Origin of the sequence: Mesorhizobium sp. M0047 (assembly GCF_040323315.1) — a bacterium.
Classification (GTDB): domain Bacteria; phylum Pseudomonadota; class Alphaproteobacteria; order Rhizobiales; family Rhizobiaceae; genus Mesorhizobium.
Map to the genome: position 1 here is coordinate 187727 of NZ_JAMYUW010000009.1, position 25257 is coordinate 212983.

25 protein-coding genes and 1 pseudogene are annotated in these 25257 nt (G+C 60.6%); 11 read left to right on the forward strand and 15 right to left on the reverse strand.

Annotated features, from left to right (window positions below):
• Nucleotides 1-17 precede the first annotated feature (17 nt).
• From NKJ89_RS11440 to NKJ89_RS11460, 5 genes are all read left to right on the forward strand, one after another.
• The gene (locus NKJ89_RS11440; protein ID WP_352602400.1) at nt 18-1475 is read left to right on the forward strand and encodes an LVIVD repeat-containing protein; all 1458 of its coding nucleotides are present in this window, start codon (nt 18-20) and stop codon (nt 1473-1475) included.
• 31 nt (nt 1476-1506) lie between these two features.
• The gene (locus NKJ89_RS11445; protein ID WP_352602402.1) at nt 1507-1971 is read left to right on the forward strand and encodes a (2Fe-2S)-binding protein; all 465 of its coding nucleotides are present in this window, start codon (nt 1507-1509) and stop codon (nt 1969-1971) included.
• 6 nt (nt 1972-1977) lie between these two features.
• Nucleotides 1978-2271, forward strand: coding sequence for a hypothetical protein (locus tag NKJ89_RS11450; RefSeq protein ID WP_352602403.1), 294 nt, complete (start codon nt 1978-1980; stop codon nt 2269-2271).
• A 42-nt stretch (nt 2272-2313) separates the two neighbouring features.
• On the forward strand, nt 2314-3318 hold the full coding sequence (locus NKJ89_RS11455) for a zinc-dependent alcohol dehydrogenase family protein (protein WP_352602405.1): 1005 nt from the start codon (nt 2314-2316) through the stop codon (nt 3316-3318).
• Nucleotides 3319-3708: 390 nt separating this feature from the next.
• Nucleotides 3709-4560, forward strand: a complete 852-nt coding sequence (locus tag NKJ89_RS11460; RefSeq protein ID WP_352602407.1) for a LysR family transcriptional regulator — start codon at nt 3709-3711, stop codon at nt 4558-4560.
• A gap of 148 nt (nt 4561-4708) precedes the next feature.
• Here NKJ89_RS11460 and NKJ89_RS11465 read toward each other — a convergent pair whose 3' ends face one another.
• The 3 genes from NKJ89_RS11465 to NKJ89_RS11475 are packed head-to-tail and all read right to left on the reverse strand — an operon-like array spanning nt 4709 to nt 6210.
• Nucleotides 4709-5050: a nuclear transport factor 2 family protein gene (locus NKJ89_RS11465; RefSeq protein WP_352602409.1), complete on the reverse strand. Its 342-nt coding sequence runs from the start codon at nt 5048-5050 to the stop codon at nt 4709-4711.
• 4 nt (nt 5051-5054) lie between these two features.
• Entirely contained in the window at nt 5055-5456 is a 402-nt protein-coding gene (locus NKJ89_RS11470; protein ID WP_352602411.1) for a VOC family protein, read from the reverse strand.
• A 10-nt stretch (nt 5457-5466) separates the two neighbouring features.
• Nucleotides 5467-6210 carry an SDR family NAD(P)-dependent oxidoreductase gene (locus NKJ89_RS11475; RefSeq protein ID WP_023758344.1) on the reverse strand — a complete coding sequence of 248 codons (744 nt, stop codon included), beginning with the start codon at nt 6208-6210 and terminating at the stop codon, nt 5467-5469.
• Nucleotides 6211-6342: 132 nt separating this feature from the next.
• Between NKJ89_RS11475 and NKJ89_RS11480 the strand changes: the two genes are divergently transcribed.
• On the forward strand, nt 6343-7260 hold the full coding sequence (locus tag NKJ89_RS11480; RefSeq protein ID WP_352602449.1) for an AraC family transcriptional regulator: 918 nt from the start codon (nt 6343-6345) through the stop codon (nt 7258-7260).
• A gap of 236 nt (nt 7261-7496) precedes the next feature.
• Here the strand turns inward: NKJ89_RS11480 and NKJ89_RS11485 are convergent, their stop codons facing one another.
• Nucleotides 7497-8462, reverse strand: coding sequence for a quinone oxidoreductase family protein (locus tag NKJ89_RS11485; RefSeq protein ID WP_352602413.1), 966 nt, complete (start codon nt 8460-8462; stop codon nt 7497-7499).
• A gap of 96 nt (nt 8463-8558) precedes the next feature.
• On the opposite strand from NKJ89_RS11485, the gene NKJ89_RS11490 reads away from it, so the two are divergent.
• Together NKJ89_RS11490 and NKJ89_RS11495 are read left to right on the forward strand one after the other, a co-directional pair.
• Nucleotides 8559-9446 carry a LysR family transcriptional regulator gene (locus NKJ89_RS11490; RefSeq protein ID WP_352602415.1) on the forward strand — a complete coding sequence of 296 codons (888 nt, stop codon included), beginning with the start codon at nt 8559-8561 and terminating at the stop codon, nt 9444-9446.
• A gap of 193 nt (nt 9447-9639) precedes the next feature.
• Entirely contained in the window at nt 9640-10851 is a 1212-nt protein-coding gene (locus NKJ89_RS11495) for an aspartate aminotransferase family protein (protein ID WP_352602417.1), read from the forward strand.
• Here the strand turns inward: NKJ89_RS11495 and NKJ89_RS11500 are convergent.
• The 9 genes and pseudogenes from NKJ89_RS11500 to NKJ89_RS11540 form a co-directional block, all read right to left on the reverse strand.
• Entirely contained in the window at nt 10834-11364 is a 531-nt protein-coding gene (locus NKJ89_RS11500) for an NADH-quinone oxidoreductase subunit B family protein (RefSeq protein WP_352602419.1), read from the reverse strand. The genes NKJ89_RS11495 and NKJ89_RS11500 overlap by 18 nt on opposite strands.
• A gap of 12 nt (nt 11365-11376) precedes the next feature.
• A complete protein-coding gene (locus NKJ89_RS11505; RefSeq protein ID WP_352602421.1) occupies nt 11377-12894 on the reverse strand; it encodes a hydrogenase large subunit in 1518 nt (505 codons plus the stop codon).
• A gap of 19 nt (nt 12895-12913) precedes the next feature.
• Complete coding sequence (locus NKJ89_RS11510) at nt 12914-14365, reverse strand: hydrogenase 4 subunit F (RefSeq protein ID WP_352602423.1); 1452 nt, start codon at nt 14363-14365, stop codon at nt 12914-12916.
• Nucleotides 14362-15024 (reverse strand): hydrogenase-4 component E, encoded by a 663-nt coding sequence (locus tag NKJ89_RS11515; RefSeq protein WP_023758337.1) that lies wholly within the window; start codon nt 15022-15024, stop codon nt 14362-14364. The genes NKJ89_RS11510 and NKJ89_RS11515 overlap by 4 nt, the downstream gene beginning before the upstream one ends.
• Nucleotides 15024-15980, reverse strand: a complete 957-nt coding sequence (locus NKJ89_RS11520) for a respiratory chain complex I subunit 1 family protein (RefSeq protein WP_352602425.1) — start codon at nt 15978-15980, stop codon at nt 15024-15026. Before NKJ89_RS11520 ends, NKJ89_RS11515 begins: the two co-directional genes overlap by 1 nt.
• Nucleotides 15971-17992 carry a hydrogenase 4 subunit B gene (gene hyfB, locus NKJ89_RS11525; protein WP_502904124.1) on the reverse strand — a complete coding sequence of 674 codons (2022 nt, stop codon included), beginning with the start codon at nt 17990-17992 and terminating at the stop codon, nt 15971-15973. The genes NKJ89_RS11520 and hyfB overlap by 10 nt, the downstream gene beginning before the upstream one ends.
• Nucleotides 17989-18303: a helix-turn-helix domain-containing protein gene (locus NKJ89_RS11530; RefSeq protein WP_352602453.1), complete on the reverse strand. Its 315-nt coding sequence runs from the start codon at nt 18301-18303 to the stop codon at nt 17989-17991. Before NKJ89_RS11530 ends, hyfB begins: the two co-directional genes overlap by 4 nt.
• Before the next feature lie 255 nt (nt 18304-18558).
• Nucleotides 18559-19305: pseudogene (locus NKJ89_RS11535) on the reverse strand (YoaK family protein); the annotation flags it as partial.
• Between the two features lie 566 nt (nt 19306-19871).
• The gene (locus NKJ89_RS11540; RefSeq protein ID WP_352602427.1) at nt 19872-21272 is read right to left on the reverse strand and encodes a Do family serine endopeptidase; all 1401 of its coding nucleotides are present in this window, start codon (nt 21270-21272) and stop codon (nt 19872-19874) included.
• Nucleotides 21273-21801: 529 nt separating this feature from the next.
• Between NKJ89_RS11540 and NKJ89_RS11545 the strand changes: the two genes are divergently transcribed.
• The 3 genes from NKJ89_RS11545 to NKJ89_RS11555 all read left to right on the forward strand — a co-directional run bounded on the left by NKJ89_RS11545 (nt 21802) and on the right by NKJ89_RS11555 (nt 23231).
• Nucleotides 21802-22272 (forward strand): Hsp20 family protein, encoded by a 471-nt coding sequence (locus NKJ89_RS11545; protein ID WP_352602429.1) that lies wholly within the window; start codon nt 21802-21804, stop codon nt 22270-22272.
• Between the two features lie 124 nt (nt 22273-22396).
• A complete protein-coding gene (locus NKJ89_RS11550; RefSeq protein ID WP_352602431.1) occupies nt 22397-22645 on the forward strand; it encodes a hypothetical protein in 249 nt (82 codons plus the stop codon).
• 271 nt (nt 22646-22916) lie between these two features.
• Nucleotides 22917-23231: a DUF982 domain-containing protein gene (locus tag NKJ89_RS11555; protein ID WP_352602433.1), complete on the forward strand. Its 315-nt coding sequence runs from the start codon at nt 22917-22919 to the stop codon at nt 23229-23231.
• Nucleotides 23232-23371: 140 nt separating this feature from the next.
• Here NKJ89_RS11555 and NKJ89_RS11560 read toward each other — a convergent pair whose 3' ends face one another.
• Together NKJ89_RS11560 and cysC are read right to left on the reverse strand one after the other, a co-directional pair.
• Nucleotides 23372-23629 (reverse strand): hypothetical protein, encoded by a 258-nt coding sequence (locus NKJ89_RS11560; RefSeq protein WP_352602435.1) that lies wholly within the window; start codon nt 23627-23629, stop codon nt 23372-23374.
• Between the two features lie 509 nt (nt 23630-24138).
• On the reverse strand, nt 24139-25257 hold a 1119-nt coding region (cysC, locus tag NKJ89_RS11565), incomplete at its 5' end, for an adenylyl-sulfate kinase (RefSeq protein ID WP_352602437.1).

The following is a 25257-nucleotide window of genomic DNA, read 5'->3' on the forward strand; positions in this document are numbered from 1 at the left end:
AAGAAGGAGGCAGGATTTTGAAGAATTCCGAGATTTCACGCCGCCAGATGCTCAAGGTGCCGCTTGCCGGAGCGGCGCTCGCAGCAGCATCTCAATCCGGGCTTGTCTGCGAGGCACTTGCACAGCCGGTTCCAGCTTCGTCGCCGGCACCTTCCGGCGCCTTCGCCCATAATGTCGAAGCGGTTGGCTATACCGATCTCGATCATCGCCCGGCCTTCAAGATGGCGATCAGGCAGGTAGGCGAGCGATGGTATCTTTATACCGGGCACTTCTGGCACTCCGGATGGAGCATCATCGACGTAACCGACCCGGCAAAGCCGGAGGTCCTCAAATTCGTGCCTTATCCCGGCACGAACACCTGGACGCTGCAGATCGATTTGTCCGGCGACACGATGGTGACCGCACTCGAAAAGCCATTCGCGAATTTCGGTGGCGATCCCGATGCGCCGTTCGGAGAAGGGGTTCTGATCTGGGATATCGCCGATCCCGTCAATCCGAAACAACTGAGCCACTACCGAACTGGCGGAAACGGCACTCACCGCAATCTTTATCCCGGCGGGCGCTACGTTCACCTTGCCGCCGGCATGCCGGGGTACAAGGGCAACATCTACGTCATTCTCGATATCTCGGATCGCTCCAAGCCGCGCGAAGCCGGACGTTGGTGGGTGCCGGGCCAGCATGAGGCCGGCGGCGAGAGCTTCGCAGTCGCGGAGCCCGCCGCCGACCAGAAGACCTCCGATCGCTACCAGTTGCGACTGAAGCCGCAATGCATGTGCGGCGCCTTCTGCGCCAGCACGGGCGCGGATGTCTCGCTGCACGGCCCGCCCTATGTCACCGGCGATCTCGTCTATTTGCCTTACGGCGCGGCCGGTATAATTGTGCTCGACATCAGCGACGTCTCGCGGCCGAGGCAGGTCGGCGGCCTAAGCTTCAGCCCTCCGTTTCATTCGCGCTTCGGTGTGCATGGCGTGCTGCCGATCCCAGAACGCGGCATCGCCTTCGCCAATTCGGAGAACGTCACCTATGGACGTGGTCCGATGCATCACGCGTCGATCATCGACATTTCAGATCCAAGCGAACCCTTTCTACTGTCGCTGTTGCCCGAACCCGTGCCGCCCGAAGGCGCTCCCTATTCGGATTTCACAACGCGTGGCGGCTGGCGCGGGCCGCACAACATCAACCACCACCAGCATCATCCCGATGTCCAGAAACAGGGCGATCTGTTCTACATCGCGCACTTCAATGCCGGGCTCAGGATCTACGACGTTTCGAACACCCGGCTTCCGCGTGAGGTCGGCTATTTCATCCCGCCGGAACCCACCCGCCGCTACGGGCCAATGCCCGAGGACAAGCTGGTCCTGCAGACCGAGGATGTCGTCGTGGATCGCCGCGGCTTCATCTATATCAGCGACAAAAACCAGGGGCTCTGGACACTCCGCTACACAGGGCCGAAACCCGATGGTGCCGGACCATGAAGGTGCCTTTCCGATTCAACGGTCGAGGGTTTTGGCAAACGCGAAAGCAGGCACGCCTCTCCTCTACGTGCTGCGAAATGACTTCGAGCTCAGCGGCCCGAAATTCGGCTGCGGACTGGCTCAATGCGGCTCCTGCCGCATGATCGTCAACGATGAGATCACGGCATCCTGTGTGGTTCTGTTTGAAGATGTCGCCGGCAAATCGGTCGAGACGCTTAGGCCTGAAAGCATGATTGTCGTCACATGCTGCGAAACCGATCATACGAAAGCGACAGCCCGGTGCTGTATCGCGTTCGGCATCCCCCAGTCCATCAAGCGCGCCGGCGGCGCAAGAACGACAATGTATTCGCTGGCCGTAGCGTTCAGCGGCCGCAGGTCCCTTGGCAAGGGCATGGCCGGTATGGTTCCGAGAAGGCCGCCTTCCTCAGCTGGCGTTCGCACGCTCGACAAATCCGTAACCGCCGAGACCGGCGTCACGCGCAAGACGATCGACTAACGAAAGGTGGAGGGCGGCGACAGCGGCTGGGACATCGTCAATGCCGAAAGCGAAGAGCTCGAGATCGCCTGCCAGGAAGGCCTGATCCTGCCGCTCGACATCGACAAGCTCGGCGGCAAGGACAATTATGTCCCGGGCGCCGTCCACAAATGCGGCATCGGTGCTGCGACAGCCGCAGCAACAAGTCAAGTCACGGAGTGCCCTCAGCTTCGGTCAGGCAGTGGTGCGCAAGGGCTGCGCTCGGGCCAAACATTTATGTTTGGACGCCGTGCAGTATCGTTAATTTCCAAGCGGCTTTAAACGGGGCAACGTAACTCCGCCAACAAACGACGGAGCACGTCAATGTCCCAATCCACTCATACCATGAATGCGCTGATCTTGGATCAATTCAAGCAGCCCTTCAGGCTGTCGGAAGTCACGCGGCCCGTTCCCGGCGATGGCGAGGTTCTCGTCAGGGTCAGAGCGAGCGGCGTCAATCCTCTCGACACCAAGATCCGCGCCGGCGCGGCGGCACATGCGAAACATCCGCTTCCGGGGATCCTCGGCATCGACCTTGCCGGCGTCGTCGAGCAGGTTGGTCCGGGTGTCACCGCGTTCAAACGCGGAGACGAGGTCTTTGGCATGACCGGAGGCGTGGGCGGCAACCAAGGTTCGCTGGCCCAGTTCGCAGCAGTCGATGCGCGGCTGCTTGCACCGAAGCCCGCGAACCTGTCCATGCGCGAGGCGGCAGCGCTGCCGCTGGTCTTCATCACCGCATGGGAGGGCCTCGTCGATCGTGCCAAGGTTTCAGCAGGTCAGAAGGTCCTGGTCCAGGGCGGCGCGGGCGGCGTCGGGCATGTCGCGATCCAGATCGCGAAGGCGTTCGGCGCCGAAGTGTACGCCACTGACGCAGCCGCTAAGAAGCCGTTGATCGAGCGCCTCGGAGCGGTCGCGATCGATTATCGCGAGAAGACGGTGGAGCAATATGTCGCCGAATACACGGACGGTCTCGGCTTCGATGTCGTCTACGACACCGGCGGCGGGGCGGTGCTGGACGCGTCATTCGCCTCCGTGAAGCGGTTTGGCCATGTCGTCAGTTCCCTCGGTTGGGCTAGTCACGCGCTGGCGCCACTGTCGTTCAAGGCGGCGACCTATTCGGGCGTGTTCACGCTTCTTCCGCTGCTGACAGGCATTGGTCGTGAACACCACGGCGAGATCATGCGGGAGGCCACGCGGCTAGCGGAGGCTGGCGAGCTTGTCCCGATCGTCGATCCGCGTCTCTTCACACTCGAAACAGCGAGCGATGCCTACGCAGTCATCGAAGATGGCAATGCCCAGGGCAAGCTGGTCGTCGACATAGACGTTTGATGCGCAACGTCGAAGCGGGCTGTTCCGGGACCGTGACAGCCCCCCAGTCGACGTCTCCGTTCATGGATCCCAAGAACCTAAAAGGAAAACATCATGTCCGTTCGAAGGTCCGAAGTCTCTGATGGGCATGCTCGAACGAAGCAAGAAGGTTTACGAGTCGATTGACGGAACTCCCGCGACGCGGGAGGAATTTGCTCGGTTGGCCCCACCCATAACTGCGTGACGGGGAGCGTGGGCTCTCAAGAATCCCACAATTCGAGCCGGCGCCTGCATTCCCGGCTCGAAAATATCGCGCCTCCCATGCGCCCCACCTCGGTTTGCTGCATATGAAATCGCATGAAGTTGAGCGATATTCGTGAAAGTCCATGCGAACACGTTTGAGTATCAAGGATGGAATGGAGCGATTTAAAGATATTTTTGGCTATTTCCCGCGAGGGCACCTTGGGCGCGGCAGCGCGCCGACTTGGGCAGACGCAGCCGACAATGGGTCGGCGGTTGCGCGCGCTGGAAGAGGCTGTCGGCCATACGCTTTTCCAACGCAACTCCGACGGTTTTGTTCTGACCGACGAAGGTCAAGCGGTGCTCGGTCATGCCGAAAGGATCGAGGAAGAGGCGCTGGCCTTCGAGCGGCAGCTTGCCGGTGCCGAGGCACATCTTGAGGGCAACTTGCGCGTATCGTCGTCGGATTGGTTCGGTCACATCATGCTGGCTCCCGTTCTAGCCGAGTTTGGCCGCCGCCATCCGAAGCTGTGCGTGGAATTGCTCACCGACGCGCGCCTCTACAGCCTCCCCCGGCGAGAGGCCGATCTGGTTTTTCGGATTGCCCCATTCAGCGACGCGGAAGTGATCTCGCGTCGACTGATGCACATTCCCTATGCGCTCTACGCACCTCCAGGCATGGCCTGCCCGATGCTGGGGGACGGTGCGGGCGCGCGTCTGATCACCATGGATATGGCATACGCAGAAATGCCCGACGCAGTGTGGCTTAAACAGAAGCTGCCCAATGCTGAAGTCTGCCTGCGCAGCAACAATCGCGAGGTCCAGGCACAGCTTTGTGCGCAGGGTGCCGGGCTTGCGGTTTTGCCGAGGCCACTGGGCGACCGCACGCCTGGGATCGCAGCGATGGACATCGGCGAAACGCCACCCGGCCGGGATACCTATGTGGGCTACCACCGGGACTTACGGCGGCTCGCACGGTTACGAGCCTTGCTCGACCTGGTGATAGAGCGGCTCGCAAATTGATCTCTTGTCGATTCCATTCGGTGGTGCACGCCGTTGTCGCGTCGAGGAGACGTTCGCATTTACGTCCACGCCAGCAAGGCGTGGCCCCCACGCTCCAAGGACCCTGACCGGCATATCGCGGCGGCCTGGGCGCGTAGGGTTAGCCGAGTTATTCGAGATCGGCGTCAATGCGAACGATCAGCCCGGCGGCATTGACTGAGATGTCCAGAAGGCCGATCTCGTGACCAAAGTCTCCGGTGAAATCGACCCGCACGCGCGCTCGGCCATCGCCGATGCTCTCGATCGAGAGGAAGCGGGTGACCGTGTGATAGCCTACGAAATACCGCTCGATGTAGTCGCGGACGCCGGCATGACCGTCGAAGCGGTGGCCGGTCGACGGGTCGTCGATCACCGCATCTGGCGTGAACAAGGTCACTGCCGTGTCGGCGTCGAAGGCGTTGCTTGCCGCGATCAGCGCATCTGCCGCTTTGCGCAAAGTGTTGGTGGTCATCGCTTCAGCTCCGGTGCTGCCAGCTCTTGAAGACGAATTCGAGGCTGTAACCGTCCGGGTCTCTGACCTGCGCCGCATAGTAGCGGGGATCGTAGTGAAGCTGCGGTCCCGGTGCGTGGATCTCGGTCGCGCCGGCCGCCAAGGCTTCGGCATGGGCGGAATTCACCATCGCTTCGGAATCGTCGACGAAGCCGACATGCGCCGCGCCGGGTGTTGCTGTGCCTTGCCTCAGCCAGAAGAACATGCGGCCCTTCGAACCGAAGCCCTTGAGGTCGGGGTGCCCGGCCGGGCCGTCCTTGCCGTCGTAGTCGAGGCGAGCGGTGATGCCGAGGATCGGGAGTATCCTCTCGTAAAAGGCGATCGAGCGCGCCGTGTCATTTACTGTCAGGAAGATATGTTCGAGCATGTGAGCCTCCTCAAATCATATAGCCGCCGCCGATTTCGATGTTCTGGGCGTTGATCCAGCGGTTCTCGTCCGACAGCAGGCCGGCGACCATGCAGCCGATATCGCCCGGTTCGCCGACGCGACCGAGCGCAGTCTGCCCGGCGAGCAGCGCCTCGAATTCTTCGCTGAGGCCTCCGCCGAGTTCGGTGCGGATCGGTCCCGGTGCGATGGAATTGGCGCGGATGCGGCGCTCGCCGAACTCCTTGGCCATGTAGCGGGTCAGGACTTCAAGGCCGCCCTTGAAGGAGGCGTATGGCGCGACGCCGGCGGTCGCCACACGGCTGGTCGCGCTCGTCACGTTTACGATGTGACCGCCATCGGCGATCAGGGGAAGCAGGGCCTGCGTGAGGAAGAACGGCCCCTTGAGATGCACGCGGAACAGTCCCTCGAACTGTTCTTCGGTCACCGTCGCGATGGGGTTGTAGAGCCCGTGCCCGGCATTATTGACGAGGAAATCGAAGGTCTTTCTGTTCCAGGTCTTTGCTAGCGCTTCGCCGACTGCGTCGCGAAACGCAAGGAACGCCGCACTGTCGCTGACGTCCAGCTTTATGGCGACTGCCTTGCCGCCATCCGCTATGATCGCTTTGACGACCTTCGCTGCCGCATCTGGATTGCTGTTGTAAGTCAGGATGACACCCATGCTGCGCCTGGCGCACTGGATGGCGACGCTGGCGCCGAGACCGCGGCTCCCGCCGGTGATGATGACGATGCTCATTTGGTGCTCCTTGGATTCGCTGACCAGGTGATAGGCGCGGGGGATCGCGGCCGCTCGCACGATCCTCTTCGGATCTTGCCTATTTCTGCTTTCCCGTTGATCCGCGTGCATCGCTGTGAAACAACGCTGCCCATGAGAACGCAGCTTCAGGAACTCAGGCAACTGGCTTCTCGGGCGGAGAACCGCCGCACGGAGACGGGCATTCCGCGCGTCGCCATGGTTCAGGGCGAGATACCGGAACATCAGCTTGCCGCCGTCTACGATCCCATGGTCAATCTGATCCTGAGAGGGTCGAAGACGATGACGGTCGGCGACCGGACGTTCCGCTACGATCCCGCGACCTATTTCGTGATGTCGGTCGATCTGCCAGCGGTTGGCTCCGTGCACCCATCTGAAAACGGAGAACCCTATCTGGCGATCAGTCTGACGCTGGAGCCGGCCATCCTTGCCAATCTGCTGGCCGACCTGCCCAAACCTGCTGGAGGTGAACTCTACAGCCCCGGTTTCTCCGTCGCGCCGGTCACACCGGACCTGCTCGACGCCTGGCTTCGCATGCTGCGCTTGATGGAGCGTCCGAACGAGATCGCAGCCCTGGCGCCTGCCTACGAGCGCGAAATTCTTTTCCGCGTGCTGCAGGGGCCGCTCGGCTGGTTGCTCCGTGACATCGCCACGCCTGACACTGCTCTGTCGCGGATCGGGATCGCCATCCAGTGGATCAGGGGGAACTTCGCCAAGCCGTTGCGCGTCGAGGCTTTAGCGGAGATGGCGGCTCTCAGTGTTTCCGCGTTCCACCGCCATTTCAAGGCCGTGACGGCGCTCAGCCCGCTGCAGTACCAAAAGCACGTGCGCTTGCTACACGCCCGGTCCCTGCTCATTGCCGGAGAAGGCAACGCCACGTCTATCGCGTTCGGTGTGGGTTACGAAAGCCCAAACCAGTTCAGCCGCGAATATGCTCGTCAGTTCGGGTTGCCGCCGTCGAGAGATGTTGCGCGATTGCGCCAGAAAGGCCCACGTAACGCTGAACATTTGCTGGCAATCAGCAATGGATAATAATCGCGGGGCGAACTGGCGGACGACGAAGGACGACACAGTCGACAGGGCTTCAATTCAATCCTGCTCCGACGTGGAGATGACATCCTTATCGAGTCACATCTTTTTCCGACATTCAAAGTGGTGCGGGATAGGGGAGGGAACAGCATACTTCGGGCGCCTCGCGTAGCCGAGGATAAAGCAGGGTACCCGCGGACTGCGTCTGGAGATGAGTTCGACATGAGTTGCTCGCGCATTCAGACCAGCACAATCTTGCCTTCGCCCGCGGACTTCGCCGCGTGTTCGATTGCGGCGCCGAACTGTTCCAGCCCGTAGCGGGCGACGATGGGCAGCTTGCCTGGATGTTCGGCAAGCAGCGCCCAACATTCTCGTGTCGCCTTCGCGAGCGTCTCCCTGCCACCGTTGCGCTGCCAGGCACTGATCGCGAAACCCTGCCACCGCAGGGACTTGTAGAGCAGGGTGGAGGCCTTAACTTCAACCGGCCGGTCGTCCAGGACTCCGTAGGAGAACAGCGACCCTCCGGGAGCAATCCGTTCGATGAGCGCGAGCGTATCGGGGCCGCCGACCGGATCGAGCACAAGGTGATAGGGCTCCACCTTGCTGAGGGCTTCCGCAATGCTGGCACCGAGCCCGATAGCTCCGTTTTCGGCATCAAGAAGACGGTAGCTCGCGCCCTCGCGCACGAGGCGTTCGACAGTCATGCCTCGCGTGCTTGCCAAATGATCGGCGACGGCGGCAACCGCGGAGTGCGCCGCAGTGAGCAGAACACGATGGCCGGGCACCGCCGGAGCCAGGTCCAGCATGCCCCAGGCGGTTAGCGGGTTGAGCGGAAACTGACAGACCACCTCGTCGGCCAGACGCTCGGAGAGCTCAATGGGTACAGCATGCACCTGTTCGACCGGAACGGCAGCGTATTCGGCCCATGCACCGGGGCTGCGAAATGCCACGCGACGCCCAATCTCGATCTCGCGGACTTCGGCACCGACTTGTTCGACAACGCCGGCACCGTCGTACCCGGCAACCTGCGGATAGACAGGTTTCGTGCCGTATTTGCCGGCGATGAACAGCCGGTCGGCCGGCTGGATCACACGGGCGGTAACGCGCAGCAGGACCTGCCGAGGACCGCACGCGGGCTTCGGCACCTCTCTGTAGCGAAGAACATCTTCGGCCGCGCCGGCCCGATCGAACACAATCGCCTTCACAAGGGCCTCCTTTGGCAAATTTCGCGACAATCTAGGCGCGGCATGCTATACCGAAAAGGACTTTCTTGATATGAGTTCAGATCAACAGGGTATGAGATGGATCTGCGTCATTTGAGATATTTCGTCGCGGTTGCGGAGAACGAGCTTGTGACAAGGGCTGCGCAGCGCCTGCGCGTGTCGCAACCGCCGCTGAGCAGGGCCATTCGGGAATTCGAAAGCGAGTTGGGCGTCGACCTGTTCCGGAGACAGAAGCAGCGCTTGACTTTGACGGCCGTCGGCGCGGTGCTGCTGGATGACGCGAAGGCGATCCTCAGTCGGGTCAACGGCTTCAAGCAGCGGGCCCAATCGCTGTCATCCGGAGAGCAGGGTCGCATACGGGTTGGATACGTCGATGGAGCTATGCAAGGAGGCCTTCTGTCGAAGCACCTGCGGGAACTGCGCGCGCGCTGCCCGTCGCTCGCAGTAGATCTCGTACCGCTCAATAGCGAGCTGCAGCTAAAGGCGCTCGCGGATGGAGTGATCGATGCCGGGATCGTCTACACGCCACGCTCTGAAAACGATGATGTTGTGGTTCACAAGCTGCTGGCGGATCGCCTTCTCCTAGCACTGCCGGTGGACGACAGGCTGGCTGGGAAGCGGCAGATCCGGCCGCCCGATCTGGACGGGGCAGCATGGGTCGTTGTGCCACGGGAAGAGGACACCAACTGGCAGGTCCGGTTTGCTCAGCAATGTGCCAGCGCCGGCTTTCGGCCCGAAATTCGTTACGAAGTGTCTCAGCTTTCGGCGATGCTTGGGCTAGTCGAGGCCGGCGTAGGCCGAGGCTTCGTCCCCGCGAGCGCCACGCGGGCGCAAGTACCCGGCGTCAAATTCCGATCCTTGTCGTGGTGGACCCATACCGTCGATTTCTGGCTCGCTTGGCGCAAGCAGAACCCCCCTCCAGCCGTTCGACAGCTATTGCTCGCCAATCGAATATCGGCGGAGTAAACGTTTCTCTAAGCGCGCCGACAGACAAGCTGGCTCGACCTAGTTCCGCGTGGAAAGGCTGCTGCGCCCAGATCTCGCCACACGCGGGTGTCGCGCCGAATTTGCCGTCCAGCGCATTTGGTGCAATTTGCATTCATGAAGATATCCGGCCCCGATCTCCACTTGTTTCGTGTCTTTGAAAGCGTGGTTCGCAATGGCGGCATATCTGCAGCACAAATGGAGCTGTCGCTCAGCCAGCCAACGATCTCCTCCCCCAGATTGGTCATTGCCATCCGCATGTGGCGAGAGCGATCTACCGCCAGGCCAGCGCCTGAACACCAATACGCGCTACATGTGCGACGTGGCGGTCGAGTACGCAGCGCGCCTGACCGGCGACCTGCCTGATCACCTCGACACCTGCATCTTCGTCAACTCGGGCAGCGAAGCCAACGACCTGGCGATGCAGATAGCCGTGTCGCTCAGCCGGCATGATGGCGGCTTGATTATCGACCAAGCTTACCACGGATGCACCGAGCTCACGACGGCGCTCTCCAATGAAAGCTGGCGTCATCTTCCTGCAGAAGAGCATCCCAAACGGATTGAAACCCTGATCGCACCGGATATGTACAGGGGGCCTTACGCCAGCGACCCGCAAGCCGCTGAAAGGTATGCAGCCGACGCCGACCGGGCGATAGCCACCTTGAGCGAAAGGGGCCACAGGCCCGCAGCATTCATGGTAGACACCGCCTTGTGCTCGAGCGGGGTTTTGCAGGCGCCTGAAAACTATTTCAATCTCGTTGCGGAGAAGGTTCGCGCTGCGGGCGGCTTCGTCATTGCGGACGAGGTACAGGCCGGCTGCGGCCGCATGGGGACATTCTGGGGGTTCAGGGCAAATGGACTAAAGGACGACAATGTCGACTTCATAACAATGGGCAAACCGGTCGGAAACGGCCACCCTCTCGGCGTTGTCATTTTTAGCTCGACACTCATGAAGCGGTTCCTCACCGGCACATATCCGCTTCTGTTCAGCACCTTTGGCGGCAACACCGTCGCATGCGCGGCCGGCATGGCCGTGCTTGATGTCATCGAGCGAGAAGACTTGGTAAAGCGAAGCGCCGAGACAGGTGAGTATCTGCGGCATGAACTGCGCCGCCTAGCTGAACGGTACGAAATCATCGGCGACATACGCGGCCGTGGTATGATGACCGGCGTTGAACTGGTGACCGATCGCCTCACCAAAGAACCGGCAATTCAGCAAACCGATCGCCTTATAGAAGACATGCTTGCCCGGAACATCCTCATCGGCAAAGGGACGCCCAACACCCTCAAGCTCCGTCCACCACTGATCTGGTCGCGTAAGGAAGTGGACGTTGGCCGGCCTGGTAAGCCTCCACATCGATATTCAACCTCAGTGACCGCTCTTTGAATTCACGCCCTCAAGCAAGGCGAGCAGGCCTTTCAGAATTTCGATTGGCGGTGGCGGGCACCCCGGAATGTGCAGGTCGACGGGCAGAGCCTCCGACACGCCGCCCAATACGGCATAGCTGCCGGCGAAACAGCCGCCGTTCCTGGCGCAATCTCCGAGTGCGACCACCCATTTGGGATTGGGAGTTGCGTCGTAGGTTCGCTTCAACGCCTCTCGCATGTTCTTGGTCACGGGCCCGGTGATGAGCAGTACATCGGCATGGCGAGGCGACGCGACGAAGCGGATTCCAAAACGCTCGATGTCATAGAAGGCGTTGCTGAGAGCGTTCATCTCAAGCTCGCAGCCATTGCAGGAACCGGCGTCGACTGCCCGGATCGACAGGCTGCGCCCCAATCGCTTGTGAGCAGCGCCATCGAGCGCGCGCGCGAGTTCGTCGACCGCCGTGTCGCTCGCCACCGGCGGACGCTCTGTCAGCGGCGGACGTATCAGGCTTTCAAAAAGCAGCTTGCGCATGACAGCGTACCCTCAGAGATCATGGCCTGAATAAGAGCAGTTGAAGGATTTGTTGCACAGCGGGAAGTCGGCGACGATGTTTCCTTCGATCGCCGCTTCAAGCAGAGGCCATTGAAACCATGACGGATCGCGCAGGTGACAGCGCTCGACCAAGCCGCCTTTGCCGATACGCAGCCAGGCCAGAATGTCGCCCCGAAAACCCTCGACCAGCGCCATGCCCTCGCGCGGCCCATCTGCTGCGGCGAGATCAACGCGGATCGGACCGCCGGGCAGCCGCTCCAGGATTTGCTCGATGAGCGACAGGCTCTGTTCGACCTCGCGGATGCGGATCCAGACGCGGGCATTAACGTCGCCCTCCTTAAGGACAGCTATGTCGAAAGTGAGTTCGTCGTAAGGGGGGTAGCCCGGACTGCGCCGCGCGTCGAAGTCGCGACCAGAGGCGCGACCGACATAGCCGCCGGCTGCGTATTGCCGGGCAAGCTGGACGTTAAGTCGGCCGGTTCCGACGGTCCGGTCCTGCAGCGAGGCAGTGTTGTCGTAAAGTTCAATCAGGTGAGGGAAGCGTTGCCTGATCTCCGCGATCACCGACCGAACCGCGCGCGCTCCCTCCTCGCCTAGTTCGCTTGCCACCCCTCCGGGTACGATAAGGTCGCGCACCAAACGATGGCCGAAAGCAGCATCGTTTGCCCGCAATACACGCTCGCGCAATACCCCGCAGTGGGCATGCATGAGCGCGAAGGCAGCATCATTGCAGATGGCGCCGATGTCGCCCAGATGATTGGCCAGGCGCTCCAACTCGGCCATGAGCGCTCGCAACCAGACCGCACGCGATGGAACCTGGATACAAAGCGCCGCTTCGACCGCGCGGGCAAATGCAAGGGAGTATGCCACCGTGCTGTCACCCGAGATTCTGCCCGCCAGCTTACCGGCGCGATCGATATCGGACCCCGCCATCAGACCTTCTATGCCCTTGTGGGTGTATCCGAGGCGCTCCTCGAGCCGGACGACCGTTTCGCCGCTCGCCGTGAACCGGAAATGCCCCGGCTCTATGATGCCGGCATGCACGGGCCCGACCGGGATCTGATGCAGGCTTTCCCCCTCGGCATGCAGGAAGGGGTAGGGGGATGCTGTCGGGGCGGATGTCCGGACGCTGGTGGCCAATGGATAGCTGACACCCCAGTGGCCATGATCAAGCCACGGTCGTGTATCGGGCGCGCCTTGCGGCAAGAGCCCAAACAGGTCAGCGGCCGCGCGTTCGAGGCGCAACGCGGGCGCATGTAGCCGGCCGACCGACGGGTAGCGGCCATCCCGGCATTCCAGGCTGACAACGCCGATGTCCTTGGCATTTTCATCGAGAAGCGCCATGTGGACGGTGCTTGGCTCGCCCCACAGACCAAGCAAGCTCCAGTGACCCTCGACCAGTTGATCGATGGCAAAGCTCCATGTTCTCGGGGTCACCACAGCACGCGGCCACGGGGCATGCTTCTCGACGCGTTGGCCAGCGAGAATGAAGTCGATCAGTGCGGGCATGCTTTTTCTTCCGTCCGCTTCACCCCAGGATAATTGCGACATGCTGGAACCATGTGACCAGTGGAGGCGGCAGATAGATGCCGGCGGCAAACACCAACGCCAAATGGGAATACATCGGAACGTAGGACGCTTTGGCGGGCGCGGTGCTGCCGTGCGGTTCGCCGAAAGCGACGCCGGTCAGTCGAAGCAGCAAGGCTCCGAAAGCGAGCAGAATCCCGAATACCAACGGCATCGCCAAAAGGGGGTGTCTTGCAAATGTCGAACTCACGACCAGGAATTCGCTCATGAAGATGCCGAGCGGGGGGAGGCCGGCAATGGCGACGACGCCGATGACGAGCGCCCAGCCAAGCCCTGGATGCGTCTCCGTCAGTCCTCGGATCTCCGCTATGTTTTGCGTTCCCTTGACCTGTGCAATATGTCCGACCGTGAAAAAGATCGCCGACTTGGTCAGGCTGTGCATGACCATGTGCAGCAGGCCGGCAAAGTTGGCGAGCGGGCCACCCATGCCGAAAGCGAACACGATGATGCCCATGTGCTCGATCGAGGAGTACGCGAACAGGCGTTTGATGTCGCGGCGGCGATAGAGCATGAAGGCTGCGAAAACAAGCGATGTCAGCCCCATCGTGATCATCAGTGGCCCAGGCGCGATTGCTTCGGGGCTTGCCGCGAGCAGCAGCTTAAAGCGCAGGACGGCATAGAGCGCGACGTTCAGCAGCAAGCCCGACAGCACTGCGGAAATCGGCGTCGGGCCTTCCGCGTGCGCATCGGGCAGCCAGGCATGCAAGGGCGCGAGCCCAACCTTGGTGCCGTAGCCGAGCAGCAAGAAGACAAAAGCGACGTTGAGCAATGCCGGATCGAAGCGCGAGGCGTGCTCGATAAGCACTGTCCAGACCATGGCATTGGTGCCCTCGCCGACAACCGGCTGGGCGGCCATGTAGACGAGGATGGTGCCGAAGAGGGCAAGTGCTATGCCGACGCTTCCCAGAATGAAATATTTCCAGGCGGCCTCCAGTGCTTCATGCGTGCGATAGATGCCGACCATGAGCACGGTGGTCAGCGTGGCAAGCTCCACCGCCACCCACATCAAACCGATATTGTTCGACACGAAGGCGAGGTTCATGCCGAACATCATGATCTGGTACATTGCGTGGTAGAACCGCAAATTCGGCGCGGTCAGTCGTCCGGTGTGCAGTTCGTGCGCAATGTAGGAGGCGCTGAAAACGCTGGTCGTGAAAGCTACGAACGTGTTGAGCACAATGAATACGATGTTGAGATCGTCGACGAGCAGATACTGGCCGGGCTCTGGTCGGTCCATCACGAACAGTGACAGCGCGGCGACCAAGGTCAGGAAGCTCGCAGCGACATTCAGGCCGGCCGTCAGCCGATAGTTCGGCAGCGCCGCGAAAAGCGCGGCCGCCACGACTGGTATCACCAGAATGGCGGCCACGGCATCGAAGGAAAACGCGGTCATCGGCGTTCGCCCCTGTAGTCATCGAGCGCGCCGACATCCACCGAGTCAAACCTTTCGCGGATGCGAAACAAGAAGACGCCGATGACGATGAAGGCGATTAGGATCGAGAAGGCGACACTTATCTCGACGACCAGCGGCATGCCCTTGGCTCCCGTGGCGGCCAGCACCAGGCCGTTCTCGAGCGACATGAAGCCGACAACCTGGCTGACGGCATTACGGCGGGTGACCATCACCAGAAGCCCCAACAATATGATCGACAGCGCGAAGGCCAGGTCCTCACGGGCGAGGGGGTCAGCCTCGGGAGTGACCCGCAGCATCAGTACCATCGAGAGCGTCACCAGGCCTATTCCGGCAAGCATGGTCGGACCGATGCCGACGGCGGTCTCGATGTCGCGATGGATGCCGAGCCGCTGAATGATGCGATGAAGCCCAACGGGAATTACGATCGCCTTGAAAACGAGAGCGATCGCCGCAGTGACATAGAGATGATGGGCGTCCTGAATGTATGCCTGCCAGGCCACGGACATGGCGAGGACGATCGCATGAAGCGCAAAAACGTTGATCAGAGCAAAGAGGCGATCCTGGTACAGCATCATGAAGCTGACCAGCACCAGGCCGCCGGCGAGCAGGTGAGCGATGTCGAAGGTGAGGCTGTGCATCACAGGCTCCGCGAGACGAACAGCAGAAGCGTGCCGAGCAGGGCCAGCATCAAAGCGGCGCCCAGGAAATCCGGGACGCGGAAGACCCGCATCTTGGCGATGGCAGTCTCAAACAGGGCGAGGAGAGTGCCGCTGACGGTAAGTTTGCCGATATAAAAAACGACGCCCAGAACATAAGATCCCGGTCCGGCTCGGGCGGTCACCAGCCCCCAAGGCAGGAAGACACAGGAAATCAACGACATATAAAGCAGGAGTTTGAGGAAGGCCGCGAACTCGATCATCGCCAGATGTCGACCCGAATATTCCAGCACCATCGCTTCATGAACCATGGTGAGTTCCAGGTGGGTCGATGGGTTGTCCACCGGTATGCGGGCATTTTCGGCAAGCGCCACCATCACGAGAGCGATGAGGGACATCCCGAGCGATACGCGCAGGCCAACCTGTGGCGAGCCCATGAAGGCAGCGACTGTGGACAACTGCGTGGCGCCGGCGACGAGCGCCAGGCTGAACACGATCAGCAGCATGGCGGGCTCGGCCAGGGAAGCGATCATCACCTCGCGGCTTGCGCCGATGCCGCCAAAGCTCGTACCGACATCCAACCCCGCCAGCGCCAGGAAGAACCGTGCGCTTCCAAGCAGTGCGACGATGGCTATGAGATCGGCGGTCCAACTGAATGTGAGGCCGGTGGCGAATGTCGGGATGAGTGCGGCGGCGACCCAGGTAGCGGCAAAGATCAGATAGGGTGTCACGCGAAACAGCCAGGATGCATTATCCGCCAGAACGACTTCCTTGCGCATCAGCCGCAGGAGATCGCGGTAGGGTTGGATCAGGGAGGGACCCTGGCGGCGCAACAGTCGTGCCTTTGCCTTGCGCACGAAGCCGGTCAGGAGCGGTGCCAGCAAAAGCACGAGCGCCATCTGCGCACCTTGAACACCCAACTCAAGGATCAGGGCCATAGTGCGAGCACCAGAAGCAAGGCCACGAGAAAAAGAAAGACGAGGGTCAGGTAACGCCTGATCGTCAGGAACTGCAGATGGTTGAGGTGCTCGGTCGCAAAGTCGATGCCCCTGGCGATGGGCTGGTAGATCACCTCCCAGATCACATCATGCATTTCGACATTCAAACGAGATGGGCCGATCTCACCAGGGGCCGGCATTTCGACCGTTTCCCTTGCGCGGAATACGAATGTACCGAAGACGCGGCGGATCGGCTGCGCGAAGCTGACGGCCGTGTACTGCGAGCTTGGGATCACATCCGGAAAACCACAACCCCAGGCCGGACCCCGGCGGAGTGCATGCGACGCGAAGCGATGGATCACATATGCCGCGGCGGAGGCGGAAAAGGCGATGAACAGGAACACCAGCAGGCCGTTGTAGGAACTGCGGCTTGCTGCAATCGGCACGATCGACAGCCAGGCCTGCGCCATCTGCACAGGCATGCGGCTGCCAACCAGCGGGAGCGTCACCGACGAGAGGCCGTCTATGACAAGACCTGGAAGTATTCCTGCAAACAGGCAAAGTGCCGCGAGGGCGAACATTGCCGCCAGCGAGTACCGATCGACCTCGTGCGCGCGTTCAACTGCGGCCGAGCGTGGCCTGCCGAGGAATGTGATCCCGAACGCCTTCACGAAGCAGGCCGCGGCCAGTGCCGCCGAGAGAGCCAGCAAACCACCAACGGCAGGCACCATGACTTTCAGCCCCCATTGTGGCAGATCGGGACTCTGCAAAATGGCCTGAAAGGCCAGCCACTCGGAGACGAACCCGTTGAAAGGTGGAAGTGCCGAGATCGCGACGCAGCCGACAAGAAAGGCAAAACTTGTTAGGGGCATGCGATGTATGAGCCCGCCAAGCTTCTCCATGTCCCGCTCGCCGGTGGCTGTCAGCACGGCGCCCGCACCGAAAAACAGCAGGCTCTTGAAAAAGGAATGGTTGAGGACGTGGAACAGCGCGGCGGTCAGGGCCAACGCTGCAGCCGATGGCATCGCGTTCGCCTTAAAGGCCAGCGCCAGTCCAAGGCTTACGAAGATCACGCCGACGTTTTCGATGGTGCTATAGGCAAGAAGCCGCTTCAGGTCCTTTTCCATCAAGGCGTAAAGGATGCCGAGAACCGCCGTCAGGCCTCCGAGAAAAAGCACTGCAACGCCCGACCACCATGCCGGCTCACCGAGCAGATCGAAGGTAACGCGTATGAAACCATAGATGGCCACCTTCGTCATGACGCCGCTCATCAGAGCCGAGACGTGGCTTGGCGCGGCCGGGTGAGCGAGTGGGAGCCAGACGTGTAAAGGGACCAGTCCCGCCTTGGAGCCCGCGCCCAGCAACATGAGCGCCAGGACGAAAGTTGCGACGAAAGGGGTGGGAGCGGCAGCACGCATCGCTTCGAACGTGTAGTTCCCGCCAGGGCCCGACAGGAGGCCGAATGCAAGCAGCAGCGCGAGTGTGCCGAAGCTCGCCATCACGAGATAGATGTAACCCGCCCGTGCATTGTCCTGTTCGCGATGGTGCGCCATGACGAGCGCCCAGGAGGCGAGTGACATGAATTCCCAGGAAAGCAGGAAGGTGAAGGCATCGTCGGCCAACACGACAAGATTCATTCCTGCGAGGAAGGCCGGGAAGAACGGCAACACCCGATGTGGCGCGGATTCATGCCTGCCGTATCCGAGGCCGTAAAGACTGGCCATGGCGCCGCCGAAGTTGACGACGACGAGGAAAAACATGGAGAGCGCATCCAGGCGGAAATGAGCGCCAATCCATGGCAACCCAAGAGGCAACGCGGCAGTCGATGGAGTGACGGGATCATCGAAGATGCGGCTGGCGAGAACCAGGAGCACAGCCGCCGATATACCGAGCGTCAAGCTGTAGATCAGGTGTGTTCCCGAGCCCGACCTGCGGCTTTCCGCAATCGCAAGCACCGCAGTCCCCAGGAGCGCAGCAACGCTCCATAGGAGGACCGCGGCCCCTGAAATCACGCCACGCTCCTCACGGGAATTTTGGCATCCGCATCGACCCGGCCCAGAACCATGGCAGGGTCAAAATCTGCCTTCAGCCGCACGCCGCGCCCGCCCGTTTGGCTAGAGGCGCCTTCGGCAATCAATTCGACGCCGGCGAGATCGAGTGCCCCGATCAACTTCATGAGGGAATCGACATTGCCCCGGATAATCGACTCGCTGGCTTCCATGCGTTGAATTGTCGGCACGGAGAGGCCGGACAATTCGGCAAGCCTGCGCTGATCGATGCCAAGGAGTGCCCTCGCAGCACGCAACTGTGGAGCGGTTATCACGGTCGCATCCCCTCTTACCCAGCGTTGAGATATTATCTCTACGAGTTGCAGCATATATTAAAATGTAGAGCATTCAAATAATGATGCGTGACGCATCTGCCTTGGCCGCTACGGCCTTTGTGCGAAGCGCCGCATGACGAAGCCCCATTAGGTGCTCACAGAACAAAGTTCGTGAAGTCGGTGCGGCAGTGCAGCCAAATCCGGCACGCGGCAAAATCCGGCATGTAGCAAAGGTCTGTCGAACTACGGCCAGAGCCGCCTCATGCGAACGGACACATCCTCCAGGACGGGCATGGAGGCAAGCACGAGGAGCATGGCCGCGAGAAATAGCGTCACTGCAAAACCGACGTGTTTGAAACCCACGGCGCCGATGATGCCGCCGATAAAGAACAATGAAACAAGCGACGCTAGCAGCCTCAGCTTCCTTCGATCTGCTTTCACGAACAGTTCGTCCGAGTCATTGCCTGGGATGTTCCAATAGAGCAGCTTGCCCAGTTCGATGCCCATGTCAGTCACCAGGCCAGTGACATGCGTCGTCCGAATTCTGGCTTCCGACAGCTTGGTGATGATGGCGTTCTGCAAGCCCATGATGAAGCAAAGCAGCATCACCGTCATTGGCACAAATAGGGCTTCATGGCGGGCAAGATGACTGCCGAGCAGACCGAAGCAGATCAGCAGGATCGCTTCCAGGACCAGCGGGAACGCATACTCGCCCTGCAGGCTCTGCCGCCTTCCCCAATTGACCAGGACTGCCGAACAGGCGGCACCAGCGACGAATGACGACAAGGCCCCCAACCCGGAGAGCGCCAGTTCGACGTTGCCGAGCGCCAAATGATCAGCCATCGAAGAAACGATGCCGGACATGTGGGACGTGTACTGCTGAACCGCCAGAAAGCCGCCGGCATTGGCTGCCCCTGCGACAAAGGTCAAGAAACGGGCGAGATGCCGATCGGTTCTTTCGCTTCGTTCCTTTCCGGTCAATCGGCGCAGATACATGATCATGAGCGACCCTTGCCTTTCCAAGCGGAAAAGCGGGACCGCAAGCTGACGTGCTGGGAGAGGCTCATTGGTGTTTCTGGAAGGAAAGGAGGACGAAGGACGGTGAATGCGTGGCGCCAAGCGCTTTGTATTATCTAGTTTGGCCTGCCCAACAGCATGTCTGGGTGCCGGAACCTGACGCCGCGGCGGCACGAAGCTGGGAAGCAGTGATCATCGAGGTGCTGGTGTCTGATATGAGAAATGATATTCAGCACGGTATCATTGGAGTATAAAACATCAATACAAATCGAAGAATAGTGATTGCCCGCACTCGGCAATCCGCCGTCACCTCGGCAGCGTCTCGACGCAAGTCATGGCGCAGGGCCTTTGCTCGGTTTTGATCGTCCGCTTGAAGGCGATCGGGGAACAAGGGCAGCGGCAGCCTTGATGCGTATCCCAATCTTTTGAGCAGATCGCGTACTGGCGAAGGCGCGACCTATGGCGCCGTCGAACCCGATGCTCCGTCAGGCACCTGGCACTCGCTCGGACTTGGCACAGCAGTCTACGCAGCAGTTCTGACGCATTGTATATCAGGAGGCCGCCAGGGCTACGAAAAGTGATTGTCCCTGCCTGTCGATGCGCAGCAAAATTGGCTTGTTCCGCTGACGGGATTTCGACCACTCTTGCTGGATATCCGAAGGCTGCGCCACATTCCTGTTGTTGGCCGAGACGATCACGTCGCCAGGCCTCAGGCCGCCTTCCTCGGCAAGGCTGTTGGGTGCCACTCGCTGGATGTACACGCCGGTCGTGCCCGGCTGTAGACCCAGTTGCTGACGCGCCTCGTCCGGGATCGGGCTGAGCGAAAGTCCAAGATGTTGGTCTGCGGCCGCGGGGGGAGGAACAGCGCCCGTCTGCACCTCTTCGTCCTTGCGTTGACCAACTGTCAGGGCCAGTTCCTGCGGGCTGCCATCGCGGATTCTAGTCAGCGTCGCCTTTGACCCTGGCTTCTGATTTGCTGCTGCAAGAGTCAGATCGTGAACACTTTGAATGTCCTTGCCGTTGAAACGGGTGATGACGTCACCCGACTGTAAACCTGCTTTGTCGGCCGGACTGCCGGGCTCGACGGAAGCAACCAGCACGCCCATTGGCCCTGGCATTCCAAGAGCCTCGGCAATTGACGGCGAGACTTCCTGGAGCCGCACTCCAATGAAGCCGCGTTCGATGCGGCCGGTGCGGATCAACTGGTCGACGACACTCTGGGCAGTTCGCGAAGGCACGGCGAATCCGATGCCGATGCTGCCCCCGGACGGCGAGACGATGGCGGCATTGACCCCGATCACTTCGCCGCGCACGTTAAACAACGGTCCGCCGGAATTGCCCCTGTTGATGGAGGCGTCTGTTTGCAGGAAATCATCAAAAGGCCCGGATTGGATGTCGCGTGAACGGGCAGAAAGCACACCAACTGTGACGGTTCCGCCGAGCCCGAATGGACTGCCGATCGCGATTGTCCAGGCGCCCGGCTGCATTGCGTCCGAGTCGCCCCAAGCGACTGTTGTCATGTTGGGCCGCGGCTCAATCTTCAGCACGGCGATATCCGTGGCCGGGTCCCGGCCTACAAGGCGAGCGGGCTTAGATTCCTTGTCGGAAAACAGGACGTGAACTTCGGTAGCGTCGGCGACAACATGATTGTTGGTGACAATATAGCCCTCGGGGCTGATCACGAACCCGGAGCCAAGGGCTTCTCGTACCTGCGGTTGGGCAGGTCCCAAGCCGCGACTATCGAACGGGTCGAGAAAATCGTTGAGTGTTGTCTGGTCCTGGATAATCTGTCTCGTCGTGATCGCGACAACTGCCGGCAGCTTTTGCCGCACGATTTCGGTGAAATCGTTCGGGATCTCCTGAGCTACGGTCGGAGCAAAGTCGCCGACCGAGAGGATCAGCGTTCCCGCCACGAGCCCAGCCCATAATTGCTTCTTCGAAATGTAGGACATGATTGGTTCTCCTGCCCGGGCCGCCCCGGCGCCGCTGCGTGACTATGCCCCTACGAACGCGAGAACTGCGATCCACGCTGATTGTTTCACCGGACCGAAAAAATGGCGCTCAAAGGGCTGAAATCCTGCCCCTGAAACCTACCTCGGCCATTGAAAATCGATCGAAAACGCCAAAAATCACACCGGTTCGCGAAAGCTGCCGATCCACGACAACAAAGGAGATTGTTCAAAGAGGCGGATCATCGCGCTCTTCTAGGACGTCAGCAGAGTCCGACCTGAATGGACTCGCGAAATACGGTCAGCCGGCATCGGCGGACCGTTCCGCCGGCGGATCCTTCTCACTCAGCGGCAAGTCACGGCGCGGGAAGCTACCCGCCACGTGAAAATTTTCCTATCCTCTTGAAGGCGCAGGAACGGATTTTTAGATTCATGTTGGCCGGCCGCCAAAAGGGGCCGGCATGAGCCGAGGAGGCGCCAAGCCTTTTTGGCACCTTCTTGTAAACCATGTTGCTCAAAGGAGGATATGGCTATGAGGACAAACCTTGATTTTGCCCCCCTGTTCCGGTCCAGCATCGGCTTCGACCGCGTCTTCGACATGCTGGAAAATGCGAGCCGCGTCACTGCGACAGACAATTGGCCGCCCTACGACATCGCCAAGACAGGTGAGGACGACTATCGCATCACCATGGCGGTTGCCGGCTTCTCGCAGGATCAGCTGACAATCACTCATCAGCCTAACCTGTTGGTTGTGAGTGGGTCGCAACCTGGCGAGGACAATGGCCAGTACCTCTATCGCGGCATTGCCGGGCCCGCTTTCGAGCGTCGGTTCGAACTGGCCGACCATGTGAAGGTCGTCGGCGCCGGCCTGGACAATGGGTTGCTGAACATCGATCTCAAGCGCGAGCTTCCCGAAGAGATGAAACCGCGCCGGATCGCCATCGCCGGCAGCACGGCAAAGGCAGCGCCGCGACAGATCGAAGCCGAAAAGAGCGCGGCCTGAAGTCAGCGTGAATCAGAAGCGACAGGCACCCACTGACGCGCAGAGTAAGCCGGAGGCGGCACGTCGCCGTCTCCGGCGCATCCTTTCGCTCCATCGAAGAGACGAATGATGCAGGTGCAAGCAAGTGAAGTCACTCAAGTCCAAGCACGCGAACGAGTCGTGGAAAATTGCCGGGGCGGATCTTTCTGGAACCGGCTTCAACTGGCCTTGCTGCAGACCAGCTACGGCGCTGCTTTGCAGGCGTCGCATTATGGGCCAGCGTTGGCAGAACCTTGACGCGATTTATGCATCGCCGATCGAGGTGGTGATGAGTGAGCGTGTTTCAATTGCTGACAACCCTTCACTGCCGGACGCGATCAGCCCTGACGAGTAGACGTTTATCGACACATTGCGCCACAGCCTCACCGTGGAGAACGCGTGAGACTTGATCATTATCCCTCCCTTGCTTGCCATGCTGGCCCTGCGCTCGCAAGGCGCCTTAAGATTCTGGCTGTTCGTCTCGCCATTTCCTCTTGAACTGAAAAGAGGCGATTCCGATCTTTTCCACAGCTGCCTCGTGGTCTGCCGAGTTCGTCGGCTTACCCCTCATCTTGGCGACAGGACGAGCAGAAATCGGTTGGCGCACAATTCGAAGGGAGGTCATTATGGAAAGTGAGATGTTCAAACATGCGATTTTCGTACGGGACGATACCTTTGCTCTCCGAAAGATCGTTTGTCTCATGGATGCGATAGAGTTTCTGGAGGAATGGCCGGTCGAAAGGCGAGGCCTCCTTCACGCGGCGGCATGTGACACTTGCTACGCTGCGTATGATGGTCGGAAGTCCGTCGAGGCGGCGCACAAGACGTTTACGGCTTGGGCACGCAGGGTCGGTGTGATCGACAATGTGCCTGTGGCGCCGCACTGGATGACAGGGCCGAAGATTGGCGGCGTAAATCAGCCTATGGACATTGACGGCTAGCCCGTCATCCAGCGGCTAAAGACGGGGGCAATTCGAATCGCCGCCCGATGCCTCGTCGTACGACGGCAAGGCTCGCAGAGTTAGGGGCTCACGCGAAATCGGGATTGGTCTTCGAAAAGGCTGTAGCCGGCTTCTCAGAATTAATGGCTGCCGCTGGGATTCCCTTGGGCCGGATCCGCCAGGTCTCCTTCTTCGTCAGGTTGGATCAGATCGATTAGATTTGCCATCCGTGTTCCTGGCAGCGGTCGTCCCTCGCTCATCAGCGCCTCATCGGCAAAAGCCCAGGCCCATGCCTCTCTCAACTCCTCGAGCGAAGCACCGGACGCAATGATTTCAGCAATCGTTGCGTCGTCTACGCGTCCGAGGATCGAGAGAACGTCTTGGCGTGTCATGCTCATCCTTTCCTCCGTCCGAATGCTAGCGAAGCAGATGGTGTTCGAAGGACTATTTGCAAGAGGCGTCCCCCCGGCTTTACGCTTGCGACGGTCCGGGGCAGAGATGGCATAGTGGGCATGCAGCCAACAGTTGGACCTGAATCGGACAGCGAAGCGCCGGCTGCCGCCCTCCAAGTCCGCCGCGAGACACTGGCGATACGAAAGTTCACCCGGTAGCAGCGGCGATCATCCCCTTTGACTGGGGTAATCCTTTTGACGCAATTGCGTTAAACGCTAAGGTACCGTCAAATCGCGGATATCCCGTGGGGAGAGTGACAAGTGCGGCGGGTCATCAGTCCCTCCAAGGTCGCCCGCTGCACCGGTCATTGCCCCCAAGCTAGATGGTGGTCATTCACTGTTCATTCATCATATTAGGCTACGATCATATGCAGACATGCTAGGTAGCTCGTACATGCCTCAAGGGCCCCGGTGCTGGTGATGCGCCGGGGCCTTTAAGTTTCACCTCCCTGTCGTCAGATGCCGCCGCCGCTGTCGTATTGGTCTTCGGCAATGTCGCGCTCGTTCAGCCAGTGTTCCAGGGCGTCTACCATCTGTTCGGCCGATTTGCCGAGTGTCTGGAGATGGATTTCCGGGTTTTGCGGCGCTTCGTAGGGAGAATCGACGCCGGTGAAATTCTTGATCTCGCCATTCAGCGCGCGCGCATAGAGGCCCTTCGGTTCACGCCTGGCGCATTCCTCGAACGGCGTGTCGACGAACACCTCGATGAACTCGCCATCGGCCATCAATTCGCGTGCCATGCGCCGCTCGGCGCTGAACGGCGAAATGAACGACACGATGACCACCAACCCGGCATCGGCCATCAAACGCGCCACTTCGGCGACGCGGCGGATGTTCTCGACGCGATCGGCGTCGGTGAAACCAAGATCGCGGTTGAGACCGTGCCGGACGTTGTCGCCGTCCAGGATATAGGTATGGCGGCCGGTGGCGAACAGCTTCCTTTCGAACAGGTTGGCGATGGTCGACTTGCCGGAGCCCGACAGTCCGGTGAACCAGAACACGGCGGGCCGCTGGTTCTTCATGTCGGCGCGCACACGCTTGCCGACGTCGAGCGACTGCCAATGGATGTTTTCGGCGCGGCGCAGCGTGTGCAGGATCATGCCGGCGCCGACGGTGGCATTCGAGATGCGATCGATCAGGATGAAGGCGCCGGTGGTGCGGTTCTCGGCGAAGGGATCGAAGGCGATCGGCGTCCGCGTCGAGATGTTGCAGATGCCGACTTCGTTCATTTCGAGCGACTTGGCCGCCTCATGGGCAAAGTCGTTGACGTTGATCCGGTATTTCAGGTCGGTGACGGTGGCGCTGGTCTGGTCGGTCTCGGTGCGCAGGATGTAGGAGCGGCCGGGCAGCAGCGCATGCTCGTCGAACCAGACGATGTTGGCGGCGAACTGGTCGGCGACCTGCGGCCGTGCGGCCGGCGAAACCAGCATGTTGCCGCGCGAGATCTCGACCTCGTCGTCAAGAACCAGTGTGACGGCCTGGCCGGCAGCCGCCTGGGCGAGGTCGCCGCCATGCGAGACGATCCGCTTGACGCGCGAAGACTTGCCGGACTTGGCGACAACGATCTCGTCGCC